This window comes from Anaeromyxobacter terrae (assembly GCF_022690685.1).
Taxonomy (GTDB): domain Bacteria; phylum Myxococcota; class Myxococcia; order Myxococcales; family Anaeromyxobacteraceae; genus Anaeromyxobacter; species Anaeromyxobacter terrae.
In genome coordinates this window covers 1-21,775 of record NZ_JALCYY010000054.1, presented here as the reverse complement: position 1 = coordinate 21,775, position 21,775 = coordinate 1, and the positions used below count along the sequence as shown (strand labels likewise).

Below are 21,775 nucleotides of genomic sequence, written 5' to 3'. Positions count from 1 at the left end.
TGCCCGGTCACGCCGGCGCAGGCGCGCCGAGGAGCTCGTCCACCTCCGCGCGCAGGAGCCAGTCGTCCGTGAACTCCTCGGCGGCCTCGCGGATCGCCGCGAGCCGCTCGCGCGGAGGCGTGCCGGCCTCCCGCAGCCGCCGCACCTCGGCGTAGAGCGCCGCGAGCGGCGCCGGGAGCGCCTCGGCCTTCCGCGCGCGTGCCTGGGCCTCGCCCTCTCCCTCCGTGAACGAGGACAGCTCGCCGAACCAGCGGTCCCAGGCGCCCGGATCCGCAGGCCCGCCTGCGACCGAGCGGAGGTCCTCCGAGACGAAGAGGAGCGCCCACGAGGGCAGCTCGAGCGGGCGCCCCGCGATCGCGCCGCGCAGGTTCACCACCTGCCCGCCGCCGACCGCGAACCCCTGGAGCGAGAGCCCGGAGGGGAGCGTCACGTCGAAGGCGCCGCGCTCGGGGAGCTCCGCCCGCCCGAAGGCGACCACGACGTCTCCGGGCCAGGGCTTCCCCTGCGCGACCCCGCCGCGCGAGACGAGCACCGGGCCGTCGAGCCGCGCGAGCGCGCTGCGGAGGCCGGGCCCGACCCTGGCCAGGGCCTCGACGCGTCCCGCCACCCGCCCCGACAGCTCGCGCCCTCCCGACAGGAGGAGGTGGTTCACGGAGCGGGCGCGCCGCGCCTCCTCCAGCCCGTGATCGCCGCCGCGGCGCCACGAGAGCGTCCCCGAGAACGCGTCGAGCACCTCGAAGAGCTGGTCGAAGTCCCGCGCCACGAAGAGCTGCGGCTGCATGCGCGTGATGTCGTAGGCGACGTCGGCGCAGGCGGCGGTGAGCGGGAGCTTCTTCACCGCGGGCGTGAGGCAGTGGACGGCCTCGCCGATGGAGGAGAGGAGCCCGGCGCCGTAGAGCCGCGGCGCGTCGAGCGCCCCCACGAGCCCGTACTCGGCGGTCCACCAGTAGAGCCGGCTCGCCCGCGTGGACTCCGAGACGTAGCGGACGCTCGCCGCGGCCGCCGCGAGGCGCTGGTCGGCGAGCGCGACCTCCTCCGGCCCCGCGGCGGGATCCTCCTTCACGACGGAGAGGTTCCGGATCGCCTCGAACACCGCCTGGTCCTCGACCGAGGCGATCGCGCGGAAGCCCACCTCGCCGCAGCGCTGCAGGTACTCGGCGTAGGTCGGGTCGGCGATGAAGGGCGCGTGCCCGGCGCTCTCGTGCACGATGTCCGGCGCGGGGGTGTACTCGATGTGCTCGTGGGTGCGGACGTCGGCGGCGATGGCGAGGACGCGCCGGCTCTGGAGCTCCGTGAACACCGCCGGCGGGATGAACCCGCGCACCGCCACCGCCGACCAGCCCACCCGCTCGAGCTTCGCGTTCATCTCGTCGAGGCTGGGGATGCGCTCCACCTCGATGCCGGTGGCGTCGAGGCCGGCGAGGTAGCGCGGGTGGGCGCGCTCGCGGAGGTGGGCGGTGAGCCTGCGCAGGACGTGGCGCCAGACGGCGTGGTCGCGCGGCGTGTAGGCGTCGTACTCCTGCGAGACGACGAACCGGCGCAGGTGCGGCGGGAGGCTCGCGATGGCGCGCTCGCTGGGGGTCATGGTCCTCGCTCCCGGGGAAAGGTTGCGCCCGCAGCCCGCCCGCCGGAAGCGGCGCGCACGGGCCTTCCGCGGCGCCTCTCGATTAACGGGCGGACCGCCGGGCGCCAGGTCCCGCGCGCAACCTCCGCGCGACCCATCCCGACGCGCTGCGCCAAGGGTCGCGGTCCCCGATCGAGCGCCCCGGTCGCGCCGCCTTTCTGCTGTGCTCCGCCTGCAGGCCCGGCGCGAGAGATCGGAGAGCACCCGATGGCCCATCACGCTTCGCGATCCGTCTACGAGCGCCTCACGGATCGTCTGAACCGCTCCCCCCAGGGCGCCCCGCCGTCGCGGAGCCTCTTCGAGATCCTGCGGCTCCTCTTCAGCGAGCGGGAGGCCGAGCTCGTCTCGGTCCTCCCCCTGAAGCCGTTCACCGTCGCGAAGGCAGCGGCGGTCTGGAAGACCAGCGAGGCCGAGGCGCGCAAGACGCTCGAGGCGCTCGCGGCGCGCGCGCTGCTGGTCGACATCGAGGGCAAGGACGGCTTCCGGTACGTCCTGCCGCCGCCCATGGCGGGGTTCTTCGAGTTCTCGATGATGCGCGTGCGGGGCGACCTGGACCAGAAGGCGCTCGCGCAGCTCTTCTATCAGTACCTCAACGTCGAGGAGGACTTCGTCCGGGCGCTGTTCGCCGGCGGCGAGACGCAGCTCGGGCGGACGTTCGTGAGCGAGCCTGCGCTCGCGGACGACGACGCCCTGCACGTGCTCGAGTTCGAGCGCGCGAGCGAGGTGATCAGGACCGCGACGCACCGGGCGGTCGGCCTCTGCTACTGCCGCCACAAGATGCAGCACCTCGACCGCGCCTGCGACGCGCCGCAGGAGATCTGCATGACCTTCAACACCTCGGCGGCGGCGCTCATCCGGCACGGCCACGCGCGCGAGGTGGACGTGGCGGAGGGGCTCGAGCTCCTCCACGAGGCCCACGAGCACGACCTCGTGCAGTTCGGCGAGAACGTGCGCGAGTCGGTGAACTTCATCTGCAACTGCTGCGGCTGCTGCTGCGAGGCGATGATCGCCGCCCGCAGGTTCGCGGTGATGCACCCGATCCACACGACCGCGTTCCTCCCGGCAGTCGAGGAGAGCGCCTGCACCGGCTGCGAGAAGTGCGTCCGCGTGTGCCCGGTGGAGGCTCTCTCCGCCGTGTCGGCGAACGACGCGCGGCACCCGAAGCGGACGGTGGCGCGGCTCGACGAGGACCGCTGCCTCGGCTGCGGGGTGTGCGTCCGCGCCTGCGCGCCCCGGGCGATCGCGCTGCGCCCGCGCCCGCGCCGGCGGCTCACGCCGCTCAACGGCGCGCACCGCGCCGTCCTCATGGCGATCGAGCGCGGCAAGCTCCAGGAGCTCATCTTCGACGACCAGCTGCTCTTCAGCCACCGGGCCCTCGCGGCGCTCCTCGGGGTCGTCCTCCGGCTGCCCCCCGCGAAGCGACTCCTCGCGACCGAGCAGGTCCGATCGCGCTACCTCGAGGCGCTCTGCCGGCGCTTCGCCTCCTGAGCGTCTCGACCGCGGGCGCTACGCAGGCGCGACCCGTCCCTCCGCGATGCGCCACCGCTCCGCCCGGGGGTCACCGCCCGGCGCATCGGCGCGCTCGCCGAGCACGCGCGCCGCGAACGCGTCGTCGTGGGTGACGAGCAGGATCGCGCCCGGGTACGCCTCGAGCGCCGCCTCCAGCCGCTCCACGGTGGGCAGGTCGAGGTGGTTCGTCGGCTCGTCGAGCACGAGCGCCCAGGCGTGGCGCCCGAGCCCGAGCGCGAGGAGGAGCTTGCGCGCCTCGCCCGGGGACGGATCGCGCGAGGCGAGCAGCCGCCCGGGGTCGCTCCCGAGCGCCGCGACGAGCGAGAGCACCCTCCCCTTCGTTTCCGGCGCGAGCGCCCGCACCTCCTCCAGCAGCCGGGCGCCGGCGCCGGCGGGGAGCTCCTGCGGCAGGTGGAGGAGCTTCTCGGGCGGGAGCGTCGAGCCGCCGAGCAGCGCCTCGACGAGCGTCGTCTTCCCCGCCCCGTTCGGCCCCTCGACGCGTACGCGCGCCTCGCGCCCGAGCCGGACGTGCACGTCGCGCAGCACCGGCATGGCACCGGCGCGCACGACGTCCGCGTCGAGCGAGAGCAGCACCGGGCGCGGCGCTCGCTCGAAGCCGAGGGAGATCGCGCCGCCGAGGGCCGCGGCGGGAAGCGCGTTCGCGACGGCATCGTCCGCGCGCTCCGCGGCCGCGCGGAGCCGGTTCACGTCGCGGCCGAGCCTGTCCTCCGCCCAAGCGCGCAGCGTCTTCGCGCCGAGCGTCCGCGCGTCGCTGTCCTTCGGGTCGCGGCGCCGCCCGCTCATCGCGCGCTCCGCCGCCTCGCGCTCGCGGCGCGCCTCGTCGAGCTTGCGCGCCGCCCGCCGCGCCGCGTCCTGGGCCGCGCCGCGCCGGTCCCACGCCGCGCGGAGCTCCGCCTCCCACGCCGCGCGCGCCGCGCCGTAAGGGAGCGGCCACAGGCGCGCCTCGCCCCGGTGGAGCCGGAGCGTGCGCGGCGCGATCGCCTCCAGGAGGGCGCGATCGTGCGAGACGACCACGCCCACGCCGCGAAAGCGCCGGAGCGCCGCGACGAGGAGCGCGCGCGCGTCCGCGTCGGCGTGGTTCGTCGGCTCGTCCAGCAGGAGCACCTCCGGCTCGGCCGCGAGGGCGCCGGCGAGCTGCCAGCGCTTGCGCTCGCCGGGCGAGAGCGTCTCCCAGCGCGCGAGGTCCCCGGGATCGAGCGCGAGCGAGGCGCGCAGCCGGCGAGCCTCGCCGTCCTCACGGCCGGCGAGCGCGAAGAGCTCGTCGCCGGGGCGGTGCACCTCCTGCGGGCAGAGCGCGACGGTGGCGCCCTCGAGGCGCACGCGCCCCTCGCCGGGCGAGAGCGCGCCGGCGAGGAGCGCGAGCAGCGTGGACTTGCCGGCGCCGTTCTCGCCCACGAGGGCGGTGAACCCTGACGGCAGGAGGAGGTCGACGTCGGAGAGGATGGGGACGGAGTCCGCGTACGCGAACGAGAGCCGCTCGAGGCGGACGGAGGGCATGATCGTGCTCCTGGACGGGCCGGAGGCGCGCGGCGAACCGCGCGCGGGGAACGGAAGAGGCCTCGGGTTCCGGAGCTAGTCGAGCATGGACGCGCCGCGCGAGCGGCGCGCGCCATTCGTAGCCCGGCGAACGGGCGCGCGCAAGCGGGCCCCGCCGCCGCACGGGCCGCGTGCGCACGTTCGAGGCATGACCGAGCTCGACATCCGCCACCTCACCCCGCCCGGCCGCGGCGCGCGGCTCCTCGCCTTCGCGACCTTCGCCGGCGCGACCGCGGGGGTGTCCGCGCTCGGCGCGGCAGCGACGCGGCGCTCCGTGCGGAGCCGCTGGTACAGGCGCCTCGAGAAGCCGCGGTACCAGCCACCCTCTGCCGCCTTCCCGCCGGTATGGACCGCGCTCTACGCGCTCATCGCGACGTCCGGGTACCGCGTGTGGCGGAGCAGGTCGCCTGTCCGCCGCCGCGCCCTCGCGCTCTGGAGTGCGCAGCTCGCGCTGAACGGGGCCTGGTCGCCGGTCTTCTTCGGCGCGCGCCGGCCGCGCGCTGCGCTGGGACTCCTCGCCGCGCTACTCCCGGTCGTCGGCGCGTACGCCTGGACGGCGCGCCGTGCCGACCGGCCCGCCGCCGCGCTGATGCTGCCGTACCTCGGCTGGTCGAGCTTCGCCCTCGTGCTCAACGCGAGCATCGTCAGGCGAAACCGCGTGTGACCGGCGCCCGCTCGGACGGCTGGGCCCCACGTTCCTGGGACCTCGATGGGCTTGCCCCCCGAGGGGGCCGAGGTTATCCAACCGACCAAGCGGATGAGCCCACATCCCCCCAGGATCCTCGTGGTCGACGACAGCGCGGCGCTGCGGGAGAACCTGCAGGAGTGCCTCGAGCTCGAGGGCTACCTCGTCTCCGTCGCGGAAGACGGCGCGCGCGCGCTCGACGTGCTGGCGGCGGACCCGCCGCCCGAGATCGTGCTCCTCGACCTCGTAATGCCAGGCATCGACGGCCGAGAGCTCGTGGCGCGGATCCGTGCGAACCCGCGCCTCGCCCGCGTGCGCATCATCATGTCGAGCGGTCACACCTCGTCGCGGATGCGCCAGGGGATCGCGATCGACGCGTTCCTGCCCAAGCCGTTCGGCGTGGACGAGCTGCTCTCGGCCCTGCGCGGCGTGGCCGCGTGAGGCGCGGCGCATCCCTCCCTCCGCCCGCGGCTCCCACCTCGCGCATGAGCTCTCCGAAGCACGCCGCCTCGCGCCTCGCGGACGGCTACCATCGGCTGCGCCGGAGCCGCGCCGCGCGGTGGGGCCTCGAGCTGGCCTTCCTGCTCGCCGCGGTGCTCCTCGTCGGGACCTGGCAGACGCGCGCGCACCTCGAGCGCGGCGCCGCGCCGTCGGTCGCGCTCCCGACGCTCTCCGGGCAGCGCGTCGCGCTCGACTCCCTGCGCGGCAAGCCGGTCCTCGTGGGCTTCTGGGCCCCGTGGTGTCCGGTCTGCAAGGCCGCCTCGCGCAACCTGTCGTGGGTGAGCCGCCTCGCGGGCGATCGCGCCCGCGTCGTCACGGTCGCCGCGGCCTATCAGGACCTCGACGACGTGAGGGCCTACGTGCGCGAGCAGGGCGTCGACCTCCCGGTGCTCCTCGGAGACGACACCGTGGTGCGCGCCTTCCACGTGGACTCGTTCCCGACCTACTACTTCCTGGACGCGGACGGCCGCGTGAAGCGCTCCGCCGCCGGCTACACGACGACGCTCGGGCTGTTGCTGCGGCTGCTCCTGTGACGCCGCGGCGTCACTCGCTCACGCCGGCCGGTGCGCGGCGGGTGCCCCGGGCCCGACGCGTCGCCGCGACGCGCGGGGGCTCCCCGAGAGCGCCGACGCGAGGAGCGCGAAGCCCGCGGCGATGCAGAGGAGCGGGACGAGCGCGACCGTCACGTCGACGAGCTTCCAGATCCCTCCGGCGACGAACAGGGCCCCGACGGCGAGCGAGAAGCGGTCCAGGTCGAGCCCGAGCAGCTTCCGCACGACCTGCACTCCGAGGGTGATGACCCCGACGCCGACAAGGCCGGCGCCCCAGCCCACGTCCAAGGCGAGGGCGACCCCGACCCAGATGAAGAACAGGCCCCACCCGCCCGCATCCAGCCTCTTCTCCAGCGTTCCACGCTCGGAAGCCGCGCGCATGACGCACCTCCCGGCCGCATTCTCCCTCCCGCAGCTCCGCCGCGGAGGGGATGCGCGGGTCGCCCCGAGCGCGTGCGGCGCGTGCGCGGACGAGCGAGCGACGAGGCGATGGTCTCGTGGCCCGCCGCCGGCACTCGATGGCGGCGGGCCGCGCAGCAGGCTCGCGCCGCCCGGCCTCACCGATAGTGCCTGCCCAGCTCCGAGGCCCACTCGATCCCGAGCTCGTGTGCGTGCGTGGCGAGCCACTCGGTGAAGTGCGTCCGCGCGGTGGGCCGTCCGGCGGAGACGAGGAGGTTCGCCCTGAGCCCCTCGACTTCGTCCCTCGTGAGCACCACGTCGCCGAGCGGCGCGCCGAGGACGCGAGCGGCGCCGAGGAGCAGCCAGGCGGGGACCGGCACGATCAGGGCGCGCGAGCGGACCGCGGCGCGGACGAGCCGCACGAGCTCGTCGAACGCGAACACCTCGGGCCCGACCGCGTCCACGACGACGTCACCGCCGCGATCGGCGTGCTCCACGGCGAGCCAGGCCAGGTCCTCGACGTGCACGGGCTGGATGCCGTACGCGCCGGACGCCACGCCGAAGAGCGGCAGCCGCCGCAGCAGCCACGCGATGTTGTTGATGAGGACGTCCCGGCCGCCGAAGAACACCGCCGGACGGAGGATCGCGTGGGAGAGCCCCGACTCGCGGAGCGCCCGCTCGACCTCGGCCTTTCCGCGGAAGTACGGCAAGGGCGAGTCGGGCGCCGGGTTCGTGATCGACACGTGGACGACCCGCTCGACGCCCGCGTCGGCCGCCGCTCGGAACAGGGCGCGGCTGTTCTCGACGGCCCGCGCGAACGTCGAGGCGCCGTGGTCGAAGCGGACCCAGTAGGTGTTGTAGAGGACACGGACCCCCGCGAGCGCGTCGCGCATCCTCGCCGGATCGTCGAAGTGGAAGGGCGCCACCTCGACGCGGCCGCCGAACGGATCGGACCGATCCGGATGTCCGGTGAGCGTCCTCACGCGCTCGCCGCGGGCGAGGAGGAGGCGCGCGATCTCCCTTCCGCTGTAGCCGAAGGCTCCGGTGATGGCGTGGACGTTCGGGCGGCTCATGGTTTCCTCCTCCGCGTTGCTCGTTTGTTCAGAATCTTGTGAACGTTTCGAGCGTGATGAAGTCTCCGCGGGACGGGTGCTCGCAGCTACCCCTTCCCGTTCTGCTTTCGGCCGAACGGCATGCCGGCGATGAACGCGAGCGCCGAGCGGGACGACTGCGGGTCCTGCAGGAACCGGTTCACGACCCCCTCGATCGTCGTGAGCAGGTCCGCCATCTGCTCGAGCCGCCCGCGAACGGCGCCGGTCGCACCCGGCGCGTCGACGAGCGCGTGGATCGCCTCGAGGGCCGGGTCGAACTCGCGCCGCTTTCGCTCCTTGAGGATGCGGAAGAACATGAGCCAGACGTCCGGCTCGGTGACGTAGAAGTCCCGGCGATCGCCCGGGACCTCGACCTGCCGGACGACCCCGAACGTCCGCAGCTCGCGCAGCGACATCGAGGCGTTGCCCTTCGAGATCTGGAGCCGCTCCGCGATCTCCTCCAGCGCGAGGGCCTCCTCGGTCGCCATGAGGAGCGCGTGCACCCGCGCCACCGACCGGTTGATGCCCCAGAGCGAGCCCATCGCGCCCCAGGCCTCGACGAAGCGCTGCACGGTTTCGGGAGTGGTCGCCGGCATCGTGCGTTCAGAATATTTAGAACGTTCGCACGCCGTCAACGGCCCCGCGAGGGGCGGGGCAGAGGACGGCTAGAACCGGTGGACGAACAACCCGGAGCGCAGCTTCGGCTCGAACCACGTGCTCTTCGGCGGCATGAGCTTGCCCGCGTCGGAGACCGCGATGAGCTGCTCGATGCGCGTGGGGAAGAGGTGCAGCGCGAGCGACCAGCCCTCCTCCTTCACGCGCCGCTCGAGCTCCTCGTGGCCGCGGATCCCGCCGACGAAGTCGACGTCCTTCGAGGTGCGCGGATCGGCGATGCCGAAGATGGGCGCGAGGATCTGCTCCTGCGCGATGGCGCAGTCGAGCGAGGCGACGGGGTCCTGCGCCGGGTACGATCCCGCCCGCACGCGGGCGTGGTACCAGCGGCCCGCCGCGTAGACGCCGAAGGCGAGCGGGCCCGGCGGGCGCGGGTCGGTCGCCGGCGAGACGTCCATCACCTTGCCGATCTCGCCGAGCAGCTCGCCCGCGCTCCGGCCGCGCGGATCGCGGACCAGGCGGTTGTAGGCGAGGATCTGCATCTGGTCGTGCGGGAACACGACGGCGAGGAAGGCGCCGTGCTCGCCGGGCTGGCCGGCGCGCCTCGCGTGGACGCGGGAGGCCGCGGCGGAGCGGTGGTGCCCGTCCGCGACGTAGAGCGCCGGCACGCGCGCGAAGAGCGCCTCGAGGCGCGCGCCGATGTCGGCGGGCACCACCCAGAGCTGGTGGCCGACGCCGTCCGGCGTCACGAGGTCCACCTCGGGAGCGGCGCGCTTCACCTCCTCGATCGCGCGGTCGATCTCCGGCGCGGCCCGGTAGGTGAGGAACACCGGCTCGTCGTGCGCCGAGAGCGTGTCGATGTGACGGACGCGGTCGTCCTCCTTGTCCGCGCGCGTCTTCTCGTGCTTCTTGATGACGTCGCGGTCGTACTCCTCGACCGACGCGCAGGCGACGAGGCCGGTCTGCCGGTGCGCGCCCATCCGCTGCGCGTACACGTAGAAGCGCGGCTCGGGATCCGCGCGCAGCACGCCCCGCGCGACGAGCTCGGCGAGGTTCTCCGCGCCCTTCGCGTACACCGCGTCCGCGTGCTCGTCCGTGCCCTCGGGCAGGTCGATCTCGGGGCGCGAGACGCGCAGGTAGCTGTCGGGGTTGCCCTTCGCGAGCGCGCGCGCCTCGCGCGTCGAGACGACGTCGTAGGGCGGTGACGCGACGCGGGCGGCGAGATCGGCGGGCGGGCGCAGCGCCCGAAAAGGCTTCAGGGTGGCCATGCGGATCCTCCGGCGAGGCCGGTCGTTCTAGCAGAACGCCGTCCGTCGCGCTCGTGAGGCCGCGGGGCTCTAGCCCCAGAGCTTGTCGTCGCGCGTCGGCATCACGCGCCCGCAGATGGCGCAGATCTTCACGCGCGCGCCGGTCGTGGCGTGCCGGCCATCCGCGTAGTTGTGATCGCACTCGTCGAGCAGCTTGGCCTCCTCCGCGCGCAGCGCGGCGAGCATGCCCTCGTGCTTGGCGATCTCGGCCCGCAGCTCGTCGCGGCGGGCCAGCCGTTCCGTCTGAGTCACGGCGTGCCTCCGATAAGGTGTGAGGGTCGAGTGTACGCCAGCGGCGCAGCCGCTCAAGTGCGGCCAAATGGACCTTTCCACGGGACTTCTCGCGCACGCGCATCCCTTGCGCGATCGAGGCGCACGGCGCGTAGCCTGCGCTCAGGCGCCCGCTCGCTCTTCACGCTGCGGCGGGGCGTCCGGCACCACGACCGAGTGTACGTGCCCGTCACGAGGGAGGTTCGACATCGACGGCCCCCGCGCCCCCACACGGCCTCACCCTCTCGGGGCATACCCGTTGCTAGCAGTGAAGCTCCCCGCGCGCGCGTGGGCCCCTCGCCCCGCGCGCTTCGCTGCCCGGAGAGCCGATGGCCCACCCGAAGCGCCTGCTCCTCTGCGTCGCCCTCACCGCGCTCGCCGCCGCCGGCTGCGACGGCGTCGCCCGCACCGTCGACGGTCAGTCCAGCTCCGGCGAGGGCTGCACGACCTGCCACGGCGACGCGACGCGCGTGACGGCGTCGCCGCTCGAGAAGGCCGCGCCGGCGACCGGCGTCCACCTCGCCCACCTCCAGAACTCGACGTTCCGTGATCCCCTCGCGTGCTCCGAGTGCCACCCCGTGCCCACCAGCGTGGCGCACTCGAACAAGACCGTGGACTTCGCCTGGGGACCGCTCGCGAGCGCCCGGGGCGTGACTCCGTCGTACGATCCGGCGAGCAAGACCTGCACGAACGCGTGCCACGGCGCGTCGCCCTCGCCGGCCTGGACGGCGGAGGTGACGCTCGACTGCACGAGCTGCCACGGCCACCCGCCGGCCTCCGCGCCGCACGATCCCTCGAAGCAGGACTGCTCCGCCTGCCACCCGGGCACGGTCCTCGCGTCGGGTGAGCTCAACCGCGAGGCGAAGCTGCACCTCGACGGCGAGGTCGAGGCGGGCGGGATGCATCCGTCCGGCTGGAGCGATCCGGCCAAGCACGGCCGGGCGGCCATGACGGGCCTCGCGGGCTGCGCCAGCTGCCACGGCCAGGACTACGCCGGCGGGACGAGCGGCGTGTCGTGCACGGCGTGCCACACGGCCGTGGGCCACGCCGGCTGGGCGACGGAGTGCACCTTCTGCCACGGCGATCGGGCGAGCGGACGCGCGTCGCCCCCGGTCGACACGCAGGGGCTGAGCCTCGTCTCGAACGTCTCGGTCGGCGCCCACGACGCGCACGTGGGGGCGACGCTCGCGAGCCCGATGGCCTGCGAGACGTGCCACCCGTCGCGGACCGGGAGCGACGTCCGGACGGACGCGGCGCACGTGGACGGCGACGGCATCGCCGAGGTGCAGTTCGGCGCCCTCGCGAAGACCGGCGGCAAGACGCCGGTGTACACGCGCGCGGGCGCCACGAGCGCGAGCTGCGCGTCGACCTACTGCCACGGCAACTTCAGCGGCGGCACGGTCGCCACGACGAGCTGGACGAGCACGACCGCGATGACCTGCACGTCCTGTCACGGCGCCCCGCCGGCCACGGGCGAGCACACCCGCCACGTCGGGGCGGGCCTCGAGTGCGCGAACTGCCACGCCAGCGTGGTGGACGCGTCGAGCGCGGTCACGGGTCCGGCGCTCCACGTGAACGGCACGAAGAACGTCCAGTTCGGGGGCACCTGGAACGGGCGAACCGTGACGGGCAGCTGGTCGACCAGCTCGCGGACGTGCTCCGGGCTCGCTTGCCACGGCTCGCAGACCTGGTAGGTCCTCGGTAGGTGAAGGGACCGCCGCGCCCGGGAGGGTCTTGGGCGCGGCGGTCCCGCGTGTACGCGACACGCAGAGACGACGCCGAAAGAACACTTCGGCGTATACTCCTGCGCGAGATCAACGAGGTTCGGCCGCGCCCGCGGCATCCTCCGGCAATCCGCCGGGCCGCTCGCGCCCGCGACACGCTCTCCCGAGGTCCGACACACATGGTCAACCAGCGCTTCGCCCTGCTCGCCCTCACCGCGGGCGGCATCATGCTCGCCGCATGCGACGATGCCCGGACCCTCGAGGCGCGCGAGGAGGCCTCGACCGCGGGGACCTGCGCCGCATGCCACGGCTTCCCGCCGCCGGCGCCGCACCCGCAGTCCCAGAGCTGCTTCGTGTGCCACCCGCAGACCGTCGATCAGGACAACCACATCATCCCCGGCGGCGCGCACGAGAACGGCAAGGTCGACCCGGCGGACGTGAGCTTCGGACACCCCGCGAACTACCTCTCCCAGCACAGCGGCGACGCGATCGCGGACATCCGCCGCTGCACCGCGTGCCACGGCGAGAGCTACGACGGCGGGTTCGCCGAGGTCTCCTGCACCGGCTGCCACGGCCTCTTCGGCTACGCGCGCTGGCAGTCGAACTGCACCTTCTGCCACGGCACGAGGGACCCGGGCTTCACGCTCGACAAGCTCGCCGAGGCGGCGCCGCCCCAGGGCGTGCGCGGCGGCTCCGCGCCGACGGACCCGCAGGTCGGCGCGCACCAGAAGCACCTCGGGAACGGCAGCGTCTACTCGAACGGCTTCCAGTGCCAGACCTGCCACCCGCTCGAAGGCAGCCTCGACCACCTCGACGGCACGGTGCAGGTGACGTTCGAGTTCCTCCCGCTCGCCTCGACCGGCGGCGCGACGCCGTCGTTCACGAAGCAGACGCAGACCTGCTCGAGCGTCTACTGCCACGGCTCCACGCTCGTGGGCGGCACGGCGACGTCGCCGCGCTGGACGCAAGCGCTCACCTCCTGCGACTCCTGCCACGGCATCCCGCCGGCGTCCGGCTTCCACACGACCCACCTCGCGAAGGTCACCTGCGCGGAGTGTCACGTCGGCTACACGAACGCGTCCGTCGCCAAGGACACGCACGTGAACGGCGTGCGCGACGTGAACCAGGTGATCATCGGAGCGGGCCAGACGCACACGGTGGTGCCCGGCGTTCGCGTGCAGGGCTGGGACTGCGTCTCCTGCCACACCTAGACGACAGTCCGCGATTCGCGATCACCTTCGGTGTCGCGCATCGCGCTGTCGTTGACTGTTTCCGAATCGGCCGTTTAGCGCGCCTCCACGCGCGCGCCTGACGAGGGCCGGGGGCGACCCCGGCCCTCTCGCATTTCGGGGCCAGCGCGCACCGTTCGGGACCCCCCGCGCGCGGCGCTGCCGCGCCCGGCTGGACGGTCCCATCTTGCGGGTCGTGCAGGCCTCGCGTCGCGACCGGCTCGCTCCCCTGACCGGGCTCCGCTTCGCGGCGGCGCTGGGCATCCTCCTCTACCATTACGGTGCCCCGCTCGTGGCGGGGCTCCCGGCGTGGGTGGAGCGCGTCCGGGTCGGTGGACACGTCTGGGTCGGGCTCTTCTACGTGCTCTCCGGGTTCGTGCTCGCATGGGCCTACCCGCTGCCGATGGCGCCCGCCGAGCGGCGGACTTTCTACGTGGCGCGCTTCGCCCGGCTCTACCCCGCCTACCTGCTCGCCTTCCTGCTCATCGCGCCGTTCGCGCTCGAGCGCTGGCAGGGCGGCGGACCCCTCGCGCTCGCCAAGGCGGCGACGGTCGCGACCGCGTGCCTCCTGCTCGCGCAGGCCTGGGCGACGCCCATCGCCCGGCTCTGGAACCCGCCGGGCTGGTCGACCTCGGTCGTGGCCGCGTTCTACGCGGCGTTCCCGTTCCTGGCCGCGCGGCTGTCGCGGCTGTCGCGCCGCGGCCTCGCGCTCGCTGCGCTCGCCGCCTGGACCGCGAGCCTCGCCTTCCCGCTCCTCTACCTCGCGCTGCGGCCCGACGGCCCGGTCGCGCCGGCCGCGCTCACCTGGGAGGAGCCGTTCTGGCTCGAGGCGCTGAAGTTCCACCCCGTCGCGCGCGCCGGTGAGTTCGCCATGGGGGTCGCGCTCGGGCTGCTCCACCACCGCGGCGTCGGATTCGGCCGGCTCGGGAGCGCGGCGGCCGTCGCCGCGCTCGGCGCCGTGATCGCCCTCCTCGCGTGGGGCGGCGCACCGTACCTGCTCCTGCACAACGGGCTCGCCCTCCCGCTCTTCGCGATCGCGCTCCTCGGGCTCGCCCCCGGCGGCGGGGGCCCCGCGCGGCTCCTCGCGTCGCCCGCCGCGCGCGCGCTCGGCGACGCGAGCTTCGCGCTCTACGCGCTGCAGGAGCCGCTCTGGCGGTGGGCGCGCCGGCTCGTGCCGGACGATCCCACCGCGGCGCCCAGCGCCGCGTTCGTGGCCGGGTTCGCGGTGTTCGCGATCGCGGTATCGATGCTCGTGTCGCGCTCGCTCGAGCGCCCTGCGCGGCGCGCCCTCAGGGCGCTGCTCGGCGGAGAGCGGGAGGTCCCGGTCCGCTCCACGGCGGGTGGGGTGTCGCGGCTCGCGCCGGCCGAGCGGCGATAGCCCCGCGGCGTCTACCCCGGACCCGGCCCCGGACCGCCCTCACGCGCCGAGGCCTCGCCCCGGGCGCGCTCGGCGCGCGGGCCGGGCACCCCGACCACCCCGCCTGCGAAGCCGAAGAACAGCGCGGCCGTCCAGACGCTGGAGGTGAGCGGGCACGTCCCAGTCTTGCAGCCGATGAAGAAGGCATACGCGGCGCCGGCGGCGGCGCCCACGGCCGCGCCCGCGGCGGTGCGCCAGTGGGCGCGGGCGATGGCTCGGGCGTTCATCCCGGGTTGGAGCCGCGCGGCGGGGGAGCGGTTCCGGGCGCCGGGTGGGCGAGCGTCCGCTCTCCAGGGGGTTGCGACGGCGTTCCGCTTGACCGCCGGGCAGGCGGGCCTTTTCGTAGGGGCTCACATGAACCGCGCCCGCCCCGCCTCGCTCGCGCTCCTCGTCCTGGCGCTCTCCGCCTGCCGCTCGGCCGACGTCCGGCCGGCGGCCGCGCCCGGGTCGCCGCCCGCGTGGGAGGCCGGGAACCCGCTCCGGCCGCTGCCGGCGCCGCCGCTCGGGAGCCCGGCGGACTTCTCTGCGGTGCCCTGGGTCACGCCGGAGAAGGTCCGGCTCGGCCGCTGGCTCTTCTACGATCCGCGGCTCAGCGCGGACGGCACGATCTCGTGCGCCACCTGCCACCGGCCGGAGCACGCGTTCTCCGAGCCGACCGCGGTCTCGACCGGCATCCGGGGCCAGCAGGGCCGCCGCAAGTCGCCGCCCATCGTGAACGCCGCGTGGCCGGTGTACCCGCGGTACTTCTGGGACGGCAGGGCGGCGAGCCTCGCGGAGCAGGCGCAGGGGCCGCTCGCGAATCCGCTCGAGATGGGCAACACGCTCGACCACGTGGTGCTCACGGTCTCGCGCATCCCCGGCTACGGGCCGTACTTCCGCGAGGCGTTCGGGGATGCGCGGTTCGACATCGCGCGGGTGAGCGAGGCGATCGCCGCCTACGAGGCGACGCGGCTCTCGGGGAACTCCGCCTACGACCGCTTCGCCGCGGGAGACGAGGCCGCGCTCGCGCCCGAGGCGCGGCACGGGATGGAGCTCTTCTTCGGCCGGGCCCAGTGCGCGCAGTGCCACCTCGGCCCGAACCTCTCGGACTCGCAGTTCCACAACCTCGGCGTCGGGTGGCGCCCGCCGCGGAGCGCCGTGCAGCCGCTCGCCGAGGGCTTCGCCGACAAGGGCCGCTACGAGGTCACCCGCGACGAGAAGGACGTGGGTGCGTTCAAGACACCCACCCTGCGGGACTGCTCGAAGCACGCTCCCTACATGCACGACGGGTCCATGGCGACGCTGGAGGAGGCGGTGCTGCACTACTGGCGCGGCGGGTTCGCGAACCCCTGGCTCTCGGAGCGCATCGTGCCCGTCCCGATGACGCGCGCCGAGCTCTCCGCGCTCGTCGCGTTCCTGCGCTCGCTCGACGGCGAGGGGTACGCGGACGTCGCGCCCCGGGCGTTCCCCCAGTAGAAGCGGCGGCGTCACGGCCAGGCCGGGGCGGTGTCAGACCGCCTTGCCAGACTCGGTTGCGTGCGGCGCTTCGTGACGCTCGATCTCGAGACGGTCCCCGACGAGGCTCTCGTCGGCGCGGTGGACGGCGAGCCGTCTCGCCCCTACCCCGAGCAGCTCCGCCGCGTGCTCGCCGATCGCCGCGCGCGCACCGGCGGCAGGAGCGACTTCCTCCCCCTGCCCTACCACCGGCCCGTCGCCGGCTGCCTGCTCGAGGCCGTCGAGGACGGCGGGATCCTGCGGGTCGTGGACGTCTCCGCCTGGACGGATCGCCGCGACGACGAGGCGGCCTTCCTCGCGCGCACCTGGGAGCGGCTCGAGGGCGCCGCGATCGTCACGTTCCATGGCAAGGGATTCGATCTCCCGGTGCTCGAGCTCCGCTCGCTCAAGCACTCCGTGCCGACGCCGGCCTGGTTCACCGGCGGGAGACGGTTCGGCGCGGCCGATCACTTCGACCTGAAGGAGCTGCTCGCGGCGCAGGGCTCGGGCGGCGCGGCGCCGCTCGATCTGTACGCGAAGCTCGTCGGCCTGCCGGGCAAGGAGGACGTGGCCGGCGAGGACGTGCAGGCGCTCTACGCGGCCGGCGCGCTCGATCGCATCGCGGCCTACTGCATGACCGACGTCGTGCAGACCTTCCTCTTGTTCCTGAGGTACCGGCTCGTCGAGGGGTCGCTCACGCCCGACGGCTACGCGGAGAGCGCCGCGCTCGCGCGCGCCGCGCTCCCCCCGCTGTTCCTGCGGCGGCTGCCGCTCGGAGAGCAGTCGGCGCTCGACGGGTTCCTGGATCGCTGCGCGGGGTACTTCGGCGACCCGCTCGAGCCCGCTCGCGCTTCGACGAGCTCGGCCCGAGCGGGCTGAGATCCAGCTCGGCCTTCCACCGGCGCGGGGCGAGCGGAAACGGTGTCCACGCTCGCCCTTCGACGGGCGGGCGGGCCCTGGCGCGACCGCTTCGTGCGCCCGGCCCTGCCCTCGCCTCCGATCGCGCGACGGCGCTACTTGGGGCCGCGCTTCGCCTTGCGCTTGCGCTTGACCGACAGCGCGCGCTTGCGGGTGGCGGTGGCGCGCTTCACCTTCGAGCGATTCGCGACCTTGCGCTTGGTGCGGTTCCCCTTCTGTACGGGCATGCGTCCCTCCTTTGAGGCGTGTGAGCGCGGGAGTGTCGCCGCGAGCGTGCGCGCCGTCAACTCCGGGGGGCGCCCCGCGGCGGCGCGGGGGCCAGGCGACGGCTACTCGAGCCAGTCGCGATCGCGCAGCTTCTTCGGCAGGTACTCCTCGGTGATGAAGCTGATGCCGCGGCGGGAGAGGGCCTCGAGCTCGAACTTGAGGCCGGAGCGCACCATCTCCTGGATCTCGCGCTGCCACTGCTTCGCCTGGAACCACGGATACGCGAGCATCTGCTTCGCGCGGTTGTTGTCCCCGTCGTCCATCTTGATCGCGACGTTCGTCGGGAGCTTGTACTTGTCCTTGTCGAAGGACGAGAGCCCGACGAAGCGCGCGTCCGGCACCGCCATGCGCATCGACTCGTAGGCGAGGTTGATCGAGCCCTGCTTCATGACCGAGTAGATGTAGAAGCCCCAGGGATCGTTGTCGACGAGCACGTAGACGGGGAGCTTCAGCTCGGAGTGGAGGCGCTGGACGAGGCGGCGGACGCCGCGCGGCGGCTGACCTCCGCCCTGCAGGATGATGCACTTCTCCCGCTTCCAGAACTTGTCCTCGTTGAAGCGCGTCCAGACCGCGTCCTTCTCGATGAGGAGGATGTACTTCGCCTCGTGGCGGACGAACTCGATGACGTTCTCCTCCACGATCGACGGGACCGCCCAGCCCCCGGAGCCCATCCGGCGGAGGTCGATGGTGTCCCCGGTGTCGCGGATGGTGATGGGCCCCACCATCGAGCCCTTGCGCGAGGCGAACAGGTGCAGCTCCTCGCGGAGCGCGTCGAGCGCGACCTCGAGGTCCTCGATGATCGGGTCCGACTCGTCCTGCTCCTCGAACGTGTTCTGCTTCGTGTCGCCGATGGTGTGCTTGGTGATGTAGTAGAGGTCGCGGATGCTCGTCGTCTTGCCGCCCTCGATGAGCTCCTTGCAGGCGTCCGACACGAGGAACGTCTGCATGAACTTCTTCGCCATCGCGACGTTGAAGAAGTAGCGCTTCTGGCGCTGCGACCCGAGCTCGATGAGCCGCCGCTTCTCGTTGAACTTCACGTTCGCGAGCGAGCGGATGGGGATCTCGACGAAGGGGTTCTTGCCGCCCTTGACCGAGCGGACGACGGTCTCGGCGAGCTTCTCGATCTTGTGGGCGGTCTGCTTGGAGACGGCGTCGAGCCTGGCCATTCACGTTTCTCCGAATGCCCCGAGCGTCGCGCCCGCGGCGCGGGCGCGAAGTCGAGGGGTCCTTACTCGTCCTCGTTCTCGGCCCGGCGCGGGCGCTTCGTGAGCTTCCGCGACTGCTCCTCGAGCGCCGCGTCCGCCTCCTTCAGGTCCGCCTCCGTGACCTGGTCGGCGAGGCGCAGGAACTCGCGCTTGATCGGCTCCGGGCTCTTGCCGGTGATCTTGCCGATCGCCTGCGCGACCTCCTGGATGTAGAGCTCGAAGATGCCGCGGCGCTGCGCCTGGTAGTCCAGGTGCTGCTTCTTGCGGATGTGCGCGGCGAGCTTGCGGCCGCACTCCTGGGCCGCGAGCTGGATCTCCCGCATGATCTCCGGGTAGTGCGCGACGGCCTCCTTCGCCTCGCTCGTGAACGGCACCCACACCGACGCGATGTGGACGAGGAGCGCCATCGGGCCGACCGGGAGCGAGCCCTTCGGCTGCGAGAGCAGGTAGTTCCGCCAGTCGGTCTTGACGATCGCCTCGGTCGTGCCGCACGCGCCGCGCTGGAAGAGGAGCGGCACGCGGTTCGCGAAGCGGAAGAGCTCGATGGGCTTGTCGGCCGGCCAGGAGCCGCCGTAGGCGAGCCCGACCTCCACCTGGAAGGGGTTGCCGCGGTAGACCTTGGGCGGCCGGGTGACCGTCGCGATGAAGTAGTTGTGCCCCTTGATCTTCTCGACGCCCTCCTCGGGCGGCGCGTCGGGCACCTCCGGCGCGGCGGCCTTCGCCGCCTTCTCCTTCTTCGAGGCCTTCTTCTTCTTCGCCTGGTCGAGGTCGAGCTGCTCGTCGGCCTCCGGGCCCTCCGTCTCGACCACGTTCAGGAACGAGATGAGCCCGCGCTTCATGAGCTCGTCGCCGATGGGCGACAGGCAGTTCGTCGGCGGGTTCATGATCTTCGTCGCGCCGATCGCCCGGTGGAGCTTCTCCGCGAGCGCACGGTCCTCGCCGACGTCGCGCGGGCGCACGCGCCCCTTGAAGGCGGCGCGCTTCACGATCTCGTCCGCGACCTGGCCCGACACGCGCGAGAAGGCGGTCTGGAGGAACCCGCGCACGTCGCGCGCCTTCGACTCCGCCGCCATCAGCATGAGCGCCCCGAGCTCGACGCCGTGCGGGTGCGGCTTGATCTCCACCGCCTCCTTGGGCAGCTCCTCGGTGGCGCGCGGGAAGGAGAGCGGCGCCTGGCGGGGGCGGAGGTAGTGCACGGTCGCGTGCGGGTTCGAGAGCGCGGTGTGCTCGACGTAGCGGTTCACGAACCGCTGGCCCGCCTGCCAGTTCGCGACGATCTCGAGCTCGACGCGGGTGCCGTGCTCGAGGTGCCACTCGTCGAGCTGGCGGTCCTCGGTGACGACCGGGTTGTTCTTCCGCGTGTCGATCTGGATCTCGAAGAAGTGCGCCGGCTTCCCCTTGCCGGTGCGCGACGTGACGCGGATCGGCTGGCCCGTGGTGAGCTGGCCGTACATCGCCGCCGCGCTGATGCCGATGCCCTGCTGACCGCGCGACTGCTTCAGGCGATGGAACTTCGAGCCGTAGAGGAGCTTGCCGAAGATCTTCGGCGCCTGCGCCTTCACGATGCCGGGGCCGTTGTCCTCGATGACCACGACGAAGCGGCCTTCGCCCTTCGTGAGGTCGCCCTCGCCCTTCGGCCCGAGGCCGAGGTCGCGCACCTCGATGGTGATCTCGGGGAGGATGCCGGCCTCCTCGCAGGCGTCGAGGGAGTTGTCGACCGCCTCCTTGATCGTCGTGAGGAGCGCCTTCGAGGGGTTGTCGAAGCCGAGGAGGTGGCGGTTCTTCGTGAAGAACTCGGAGATCGAGATCTCGCGCTGCTTCGCCGCCATCTGCTCGGCGGTGGCGCGCCGGCGCGGCTTCGGGGCCGCGGGCGCCTCCTCCTCCGGCTCGGCAACCGGCTCGGCCGCCGGCAGGAGCTCCGGCTCGGGCTCCTCCCGGCTTCGCGCCCTGCGCGGGGCCGCGGGCGCGGCCTTCGCCGCCCTCGCCGCTCCACGCCGGGCGGGCGTCGGCTCGACCTGGACGAGCTCGAGCTGCGCCTTCTCGGCCCTTGCCGCGGGCCGCCCCTTCCCCTTCGCCGCCGTCGCCTTCCGAGATGCCATGACCGGGCTAACCTCGCGATATCGCCTGGGGCGGCTTTAGCACGGGAGGCCCACGGGCGCGAGAAAGCATCGACTCGCCGGGCCTCCGCCCGCCCGCCGCGTTTGACGCGGCCGCCTGGGTGGTTACCTACTCTGCATATGGCCTGGAACGAAGCGGCGACGCCGCGGGGGATGAACCGACCGACGGGTGGTTTCGGCCGCAATTACCTGAAGACCGCCATGCTGATGGCCTTCCTCATCGCGATCCTCGCGATCGGCGGCCAGATGGTGGGCGGCACGGGCGGGATGCTCCTCTTCGGAGCGATCGGGCTCGTGTTCAACTTCCTCTCCTACTGGTTCTCCGACCGGATCGCGCTCATGGCGCACCGGGCGCAGCCCGTCACGCGCGAGCAGCTCCCCGAGGTCTACGACATCGTGGAGCGGCTCACCCGCAAGGCGGGCCTCCCGATGCCGCGCGTCTTCGTCATCCCCTCGGAGACCCCGAACGCCTTCGCGACCGGGCGCAACCCGAAGCACGCCGCGGTCGCGGTGACGGAGGGCATCCTCCGCATCCTCGACCGGCGGCAGCTCGAGGGCGTCCTCGCGCACGAGCTCGCGCACGTGCGGAACCGCGACATCCTCATCGCCACCGTCGCCGCGGCGGTGGCGGGCCTCATCGCCTCGCTCGGCCACATGATCCAGTGGGGCGCGATCCTGGGCGGCTTCGGCGGTCGCTCCGACGAAGATCGCGGCAACGTGTTCGCGGCGCTCGCCTGGGCGCTGCTCGCGCCGATCATCGCGATGATCGTGCAGCTCGCGGTGTCGCGCTCGCGGGAGTTCGGCGCGGACGCCTCGGGCGCCGAGCTGACCGGCGATCCCGACGCGCTCGCGGACGCGCTCCTCGCGCTCGAGCGCGGGAACGAGGTCCGGCCCTACGCCTTCGCCGGCCCGGCCACCGCGCACCTGTTCATCGTGAACCCGTTCCGCGGCGCGGGCAGCAAGATGCTCCAGCTCTTCTCCACGCACCCGCCCATCGAGGCGCGCGTGGAGCGGCTCAGGCAGATGCGGCGCGGCGTCAGGTACGCCTGACCTCGGCGCACGATCCCGGGCCTGCGACGGGGGTGCTCGCTCCTTCCGGCTGCGGCGTACGGAGACAGTACGCCTCGCCGGGCGTCGCTGCGCTTCCCCGTCTCGGCTCCGGTTTCGTGCGCCTCGAGGCCCGCAGGCGGCCAGCCGTCGACGGGGCGGGGGGCGCAGCCCGCCGAGACGAGCGAAGCGAGTCCGCCGGGGCGCCACCGCGCTCGCGGCGAAGCCGCGCGCGGGGCGCACGGGACCCGGCGAGCGGGGGTGGGGCCCCG

The 21,775-nt window shown here is 73.4% G+C and carries 21 protein-coding genes; 10 read left to right on the top strand and 11 right to left on the bottom strand.

Annotated elements, in window-relative coordinates:
• Nucleotides 1–7: 7 nt before the first annotated feature.
• Nucleotides 8–1,585, bottom strand: coding sequence for an aromatic amino acid hydroxylase (locus MNY62_RS19785; protein ID WP_242346076.1), 1,578 nt, complete (start codon nucleotides 1,583–1,585; stop codon nucleotides 8–10).
• Nucleotides 1,586–1,831: 246 nt separating this feature from the next.
• Here MNY62_RS19785 and MNY62_RS19780 point away from each other — a divergent pair, with 246 nt between their 5' ends.
• Nucleotides 1,832–3,112, top strand: a complete 1,281-nt coding sequence (locus MNY62_RS19780; RefSeq protein WP_242346075.1) for a 4Fe-4S dicluster domain-containing protein — start codon at nucleotides 1,832–1,834, stop codon at nucleotides 3,110–3,112.
• An 18-nt stretch (nucleotides 3,113–3,130) separates the two neighbouring features.
• On the opposite strand, the gene MNY62_RS19775 is transcribed toward MNY62_RS19780, so the two are convergent.
• Nucleotides 3,131–4,651 carry an ATP-binding cassette domain-containing protein gene (locus MNY62_RS19775; protein WP_242346074.1) on the bottom strand — a complete coding sequence of 507 codons (1,521 nt, stop codon included), beginning with the start codon at nucleotides 4,649–4,651 and terminating at the stop codon, nucleotides 3,131–3,133.
• Between the two features lie 187 nt (nucleotides 4,652–4,838).
• On the opposite strand from MNY62_RS19775, the gene MNY62_RS19770 reads away from it, so the two are divergent.
• The 3 genes from MNY62_RS19770 (at nucleotide 4,839) to MNY62_RS19760 (ending at nucleotide 6,409) form a co-directional block, all read left to right on the top strand.
• The gene (locus tag MNY62_RS19770; RefSeq protein WP_242346073.1) at nucleotides 4,839–5,354 is read left to right on the top strand and encodes a TspO/MBR family protein; all 516 of its coding nucleotides are present in this window, start codon (nucleotides 4,839–4,841) and stop codon (nucleotides 5,352–5,354) included.
• A 93-nt stretch (nucleotides 5,355–5,447) separates the two neighbouring features.
• The gene (locus tag MNY62_RS19765; RefSeq protein WP_242346072.1) at nucleotides 5,448–5,816 is read left to right on the top strand and encodes a response regulator; all 369 of its coding nucleotides are present in this window, start codon (nucleotides 5,448–5,450) and stop codon (nucleotides 5,814–5,816) included.
• A 44-nt stretch (nucleotides 5,817–5,860) separates the two neighbouring features.
• Entirely contained in the window at nucleotides 5,861–6,409 is a 549-nt protein-coding gene (locus MNY62_RS19760; protein WP_242346071.1) for a TlpA disulfide reductase family protein, read from the top strand.
• 18 nt (nucleotides 6,410–6,427) lie between these two features.
• Here the strand turns inward: MNY62_RS19760 and MNY62_RS19755 are convergent, their stop codons facing one another.
• The 5 genes from MNY62_RS19755 to MNY62_RS19735 all read right to left on the bottom strand — a co-directional run bounded on the left by MNY62_RS19755 (nucleotide 6,428) and on the right by MNY62_RS19735 (nucleotide 10,088).
• Entirely contained in the window at nucleotides 6,428–6,808 is a 381-nt protein-coding gene (locus tag MNY62_RS19755; protein WP_242346070.1) for a hypothetical protein, read from the bottom strand.
• A 176-nt stretch (nucleotides 6,809–6,984) separates the two neighbouring features.
• Nucleotides 6,985–7,899 carry an SDR family oxidoreductase gene (locus MNY62_RS19750; protein WP_242346069.1) on the bottom strand — a complete coding sequence of 305 codons (915 nt, stop codon included), beginning with the start codon at nucleotides 7,897–7,899 and terminating at the stop codon, nucleotides 6,985–6,987.
• An 86-nt stretch (nucleotides 7,900–7,985) separates the two neighbouring features.
• Nucleotides 7,986–8,513, bottom strand: coding sequence for a GbsR/MarR family transcriptional regulator (locus MNY62_RS19745; protein WP_242346068.1), 528 nt, complete (start codon nucleotides 8,511–8,513; stop codon nucleotides 7,986–7,988).
• 69 nt (nucleotides 8,514–8,582) lie between these two features.
• Nucleotides 8,583–9,797 carry a DUF1015 domain-containing protein gene (locus MNY62_RS19740; protein WP_242346067.1) on the bottom strand — a complete coding sequence of 405 codons (1,215 nt, stop codon included), beginning with the start codon at nucleotides 9,795–9,797 and terminating at the stop codon, nucleotides 8,583–8,585.
• Nucleotides 9,798–9,866: 69 nt separating this feature from the next.
• The gene (locus MNY62_RS19735; RefSeq protein WP_242346066.1) at nucleotides 9,867–10,088 is read right to left on the bottom strand and encodes a hypothetical protein; all 222 of its coding nucleotides are present in this window, start codon (nucleotides 10,086–10,088) and stop codon (nucleotides 9,867–9,869) included.
• A 347-nt stretch (nucleotides 10,089–10,435) separates the two neighbouring features.
• Here MNY62_RS19735 and MNY62_RS19730 point away from each other — a divergent pair, with 347 nt between their 5' ends.
• The 3 genes from MNY62_RS19730 (at nucleotide 10,436) to MNY62_RS19720 (ending at nucleotide 14,437) form a co-directional block, all read left to right on the top strand.
• Nucleotides 10,436–11,800, top strand: a complete 1,365-nt coding sequence (locus tag MNY62_RS19730; protein WP_242346065.1) for a CxxxxCH/CxxCH domain c-type cytochrome — start codon at nucleotides 10,436–10,438, stop codon at nucleotides 11,798–11,800.
• A 209-nt stretch (nucleotides 11,801–12,009) separates the two neighbouring features.
• Nucleotides 12,010–13,041 carry a CxxxxCH/CxxCH domain c-type cytochrome gene (locus MNY62_RS19725; RefSeq protein WP_242346064.1) on the top strand — a complete coding sequence of 344 codons (1,032 nt, stop codon included), beginning with the start codon at nucleotides 12,010–12,012 and terminating at the stop codon, nucleotides 13,039–13,041.
• Between the two features lie 214 nt (nucleotides 13,042–13,255).
• On the top strand, nucleotides 13,256–14,437 hold the full coding sequence (locus MNY62_RS19720; RefSeq protein WP_242346084.1) for an acyltransferase family protein: 1,182 nt from the start codon (nucleotides 13,256–13,258) through the stop codon (nucleotides 14,435–14,437).
• Nucleotides 14,438–14,448: 11 nt separating this feature from the next.
• Here the strand turns inward: MNY62_RS19720 and MNY62_RS19715 are convergent, their stop codons facing one another.
• Nucleotides 14,449–14,703, bottom strand: coding sequence for a DUF6132 family protein (locus MNY62_RS19715; RefSeq protein WP_242346063.1), 255 nt, complete (start codon nucleotides 14,701–14,703; stop codon nucleotides 14,449–14,451).
• 127 nt (nucleotides 14,704–14,830) lie between these two features.
• Here MNY62_RS19715 and MNY62_RS19710 point away from each other — a divergent pair, with 127 nt between their 5' ends.
• Both MNY62_RS19710 and MNY62_RS19705 read left to right on the top strand, forming a co-directional pair.
• A complete protein-coding gene (locus MNY62_RS19710; RefSeq protein WP_242346062.1) occupies nucleotides 14,831–15,931 on the top strand; it encodes a cytochrome-c peroxidase in 1,101 nt (366 codons plus the stop codon).
• A gap of 60 nt (nucleotides 15,932–15,991) precedes the next feature.
• Nucleotides 15,992–16,828, top strand: a complete 837-nt coding sequence (locus MNY62_RS19705; protein ID WP_242346061.1) for a 3'-5' exonuclease — start codon at nucleotides 15,992–15,994, stop codon at nucleotides 16,826–16,828.
• 134 nt (nucleotides 16,829–16,962) lie between these two features.
• Here the strand turns inward: MNY62_RS19705 and MNY62_RS25585 are convergent, their stop codons facing one another.
• The 3 genes from MNY62_RS25585 to MNY62_RS19695 form a co-directional block, all read right to left on the bottom strand.
• The gene (locus MNY62_RS25585; protein ID WP_279426719.1) at nucleotides 16,963–17,094 is read right to left on the bottom strand and encodes a hypothetical protein; all 132 of its coding nucleotides are present in this window, start codon (nucleotides 17,092–17,094) and stop codon (nucleotides 16,963–16,965) included.
• A 102-nt stretch (nucleotides 17,095–17,196) separates the two neighbouring features.
• Complete coding sequence (locus MNY62_RS19700; RefSeq protein WP_242346060.1) at nucleotides 17,197–18,300, bottom strand: DNA topoisomerase IV subunit A; 1,104 nt, start codon at nucleotides 18,298–18,300, stop codon at nucleotides 17,197–17,199.
• 62 nt (nucleotides 18,301–18,362) lie between these two features.
• Nucleotides 18,363–20,438, bottom strand: a complete 2,076-nt coding sequence (locus tag MNY62_RS19695) for a DNA topoisomerase VI subunit B (protein ID WP_242346059.1) — start codon at nucleotides 20,436–20,438, stop codon at nucleotides 18,363–18,365.
• A 138-nt stretch (nucleotides 20,439–20,576) separates the two neighbouring features.
• Between MNY62_RS19695 and MNY62_RS19690 the strand changes: the two genes are divergently transcribed.
• Nucleotides 20,577–21,506, top strand: a complete 930-nt coding sequence (locus MNY62_RS19690; RefSeq protein WP_242346058.1) for a zinc metalloprotease HtpX — start codon at nucleotides 20,577–20,579, stop codon at nucleotides 21,504–21,506.
• The last annotated feature ends 269 nt before the right edge of the window (nucleotides 21,507–21,775 follow it).

Bases quoted from the DNA above. Each gene is read 5' to 3' on its own strand.
- MNY62_RS19770 (WP_242346073.1), top strand. From the start codon at position 4,839: ATGACCGAGCTCGACATCCGCCACCTCACCCCGCCCGGCCGCGGCGCG.
- MNY62_RS19690 (WP_242346058.1), top strand. From the start codon at position 20,577: ATGGCCTGGAACGAAGCGGCGACGCCGCGGGGGATGAACCGACCGACG.
- MNY62_RS19745 (WP_242346068.1), bottom strand. From the start codon at position 8,513: ATGCCGGCGACCACTCCCGAAACCGTGCAGCGCTTCGTCGAGGCCTGG.
- MNY62_RS19780 (WP_242346075.1), top strand. From the start codon at position 1,832: ATGGCCCATCACGCTTCGCGATCCGTCTACGAGCGCCTCACGGATCGT.
- MNY62_RS19725 (WP_242346064.1), top strand. From the start codon at position 12,010: ATGGTCAACCAGCGCTTCGCCCTGCTCGCCCTCACCGCGGGCGGCATC.
- MNY62_RS19740 (WP_242346067.1), bottom strand. From the start codon at position 9,797: ATGGCCACCCTGAAGCCTTTTCGGGCGCTGCGCCCGCCCGCCGATCTC.
- MNY62_RS19730 (WP_242346065.1), top strand. From the start codon at position 10,436: ATGGCCCACCCGAAGCGCCTGCTCCTCTGCGTCGCCCTCACCGCGCTC.
- MNY62_RS19750 (WP_242346069.1), bottom strand. From the start codon at position 7,899: ATGAGCCGCCCGAACGTCCACGCCATCACCGGAGCCTTCGGCTACAGC.
- MNY62_RS19755 (WP_242346070.1), bottom strand. From the start codon at position 6,808: ATGCGCGCGGCTTCCGAGCGTGGAACGCTGGAGAAGAGGCTGGATGCG.
- MNY62_RS19715 (WP_242346063.1), bottom strand. From the start codon at position 14,703: ATGAACGCCCGAGCCATCGCCCGCGCCCACTGGCGCACCGCCGCGGGC.
- MNY62_RS19710 (WP_242346062.1), top strand. From the start codon at position 14,831: ATGAACCGCGCCCGCCCCGCCTCGCTCGCGCTCCTCGTCCTGGCGCTC.
- MNY62_RS25585 (WP_279426719.1), bottom strand. From the start codon at position 17,094: ATGCCCGTACAGAAGGGGAACCGCACCAAGCGCAAGGTCGCGAATCGC.
- MNY62_RS19765 (WP_242346072.1), top strand. From the start codon at position 5,448: ATGAGCCCACATCCCCCCAGGATCCTCGTGGTCGACGACAGCGCGGCG.
- MNY62_RS19695 (WP_242346059.1), bottom strand. From the start codon at position 20,438: ATGGCATCTCGGAAGGCGACGGCGGCGAAGGGGAAGGGGCGGCCCGCG.
- MNY62_RS19785 (WP_242346076.1), bottom strand. From the start codon at position 1,585: ATGACCCCCAGCGAGCGCGCCATCGCGAGCCTCCCGCCGCACCTGCGC.
- MNY62_RS19700 (WP_242346060.1), bottom strand. From the start codon at position 18,300: ATGGCCAGGCTCGACGCCGTCTCCAAGCAGACCGCCCACAAGATCGAG.
- MNY62_RS19775 (WP_242346074.1), bottom strand. From the start codon at position 4,651: ATGCCCTCCGTCCGCCTCGAGCGGCTCTCGTTCGCGTACGCGGACTCC.
- MNY62_RS19760 (WP_242346071.1), top strand. From the start codon at position 5,861: ATGAGCTCTCCGAAGCACGCCGCCTCGCGCCTCGCGGACGGCTACCAT.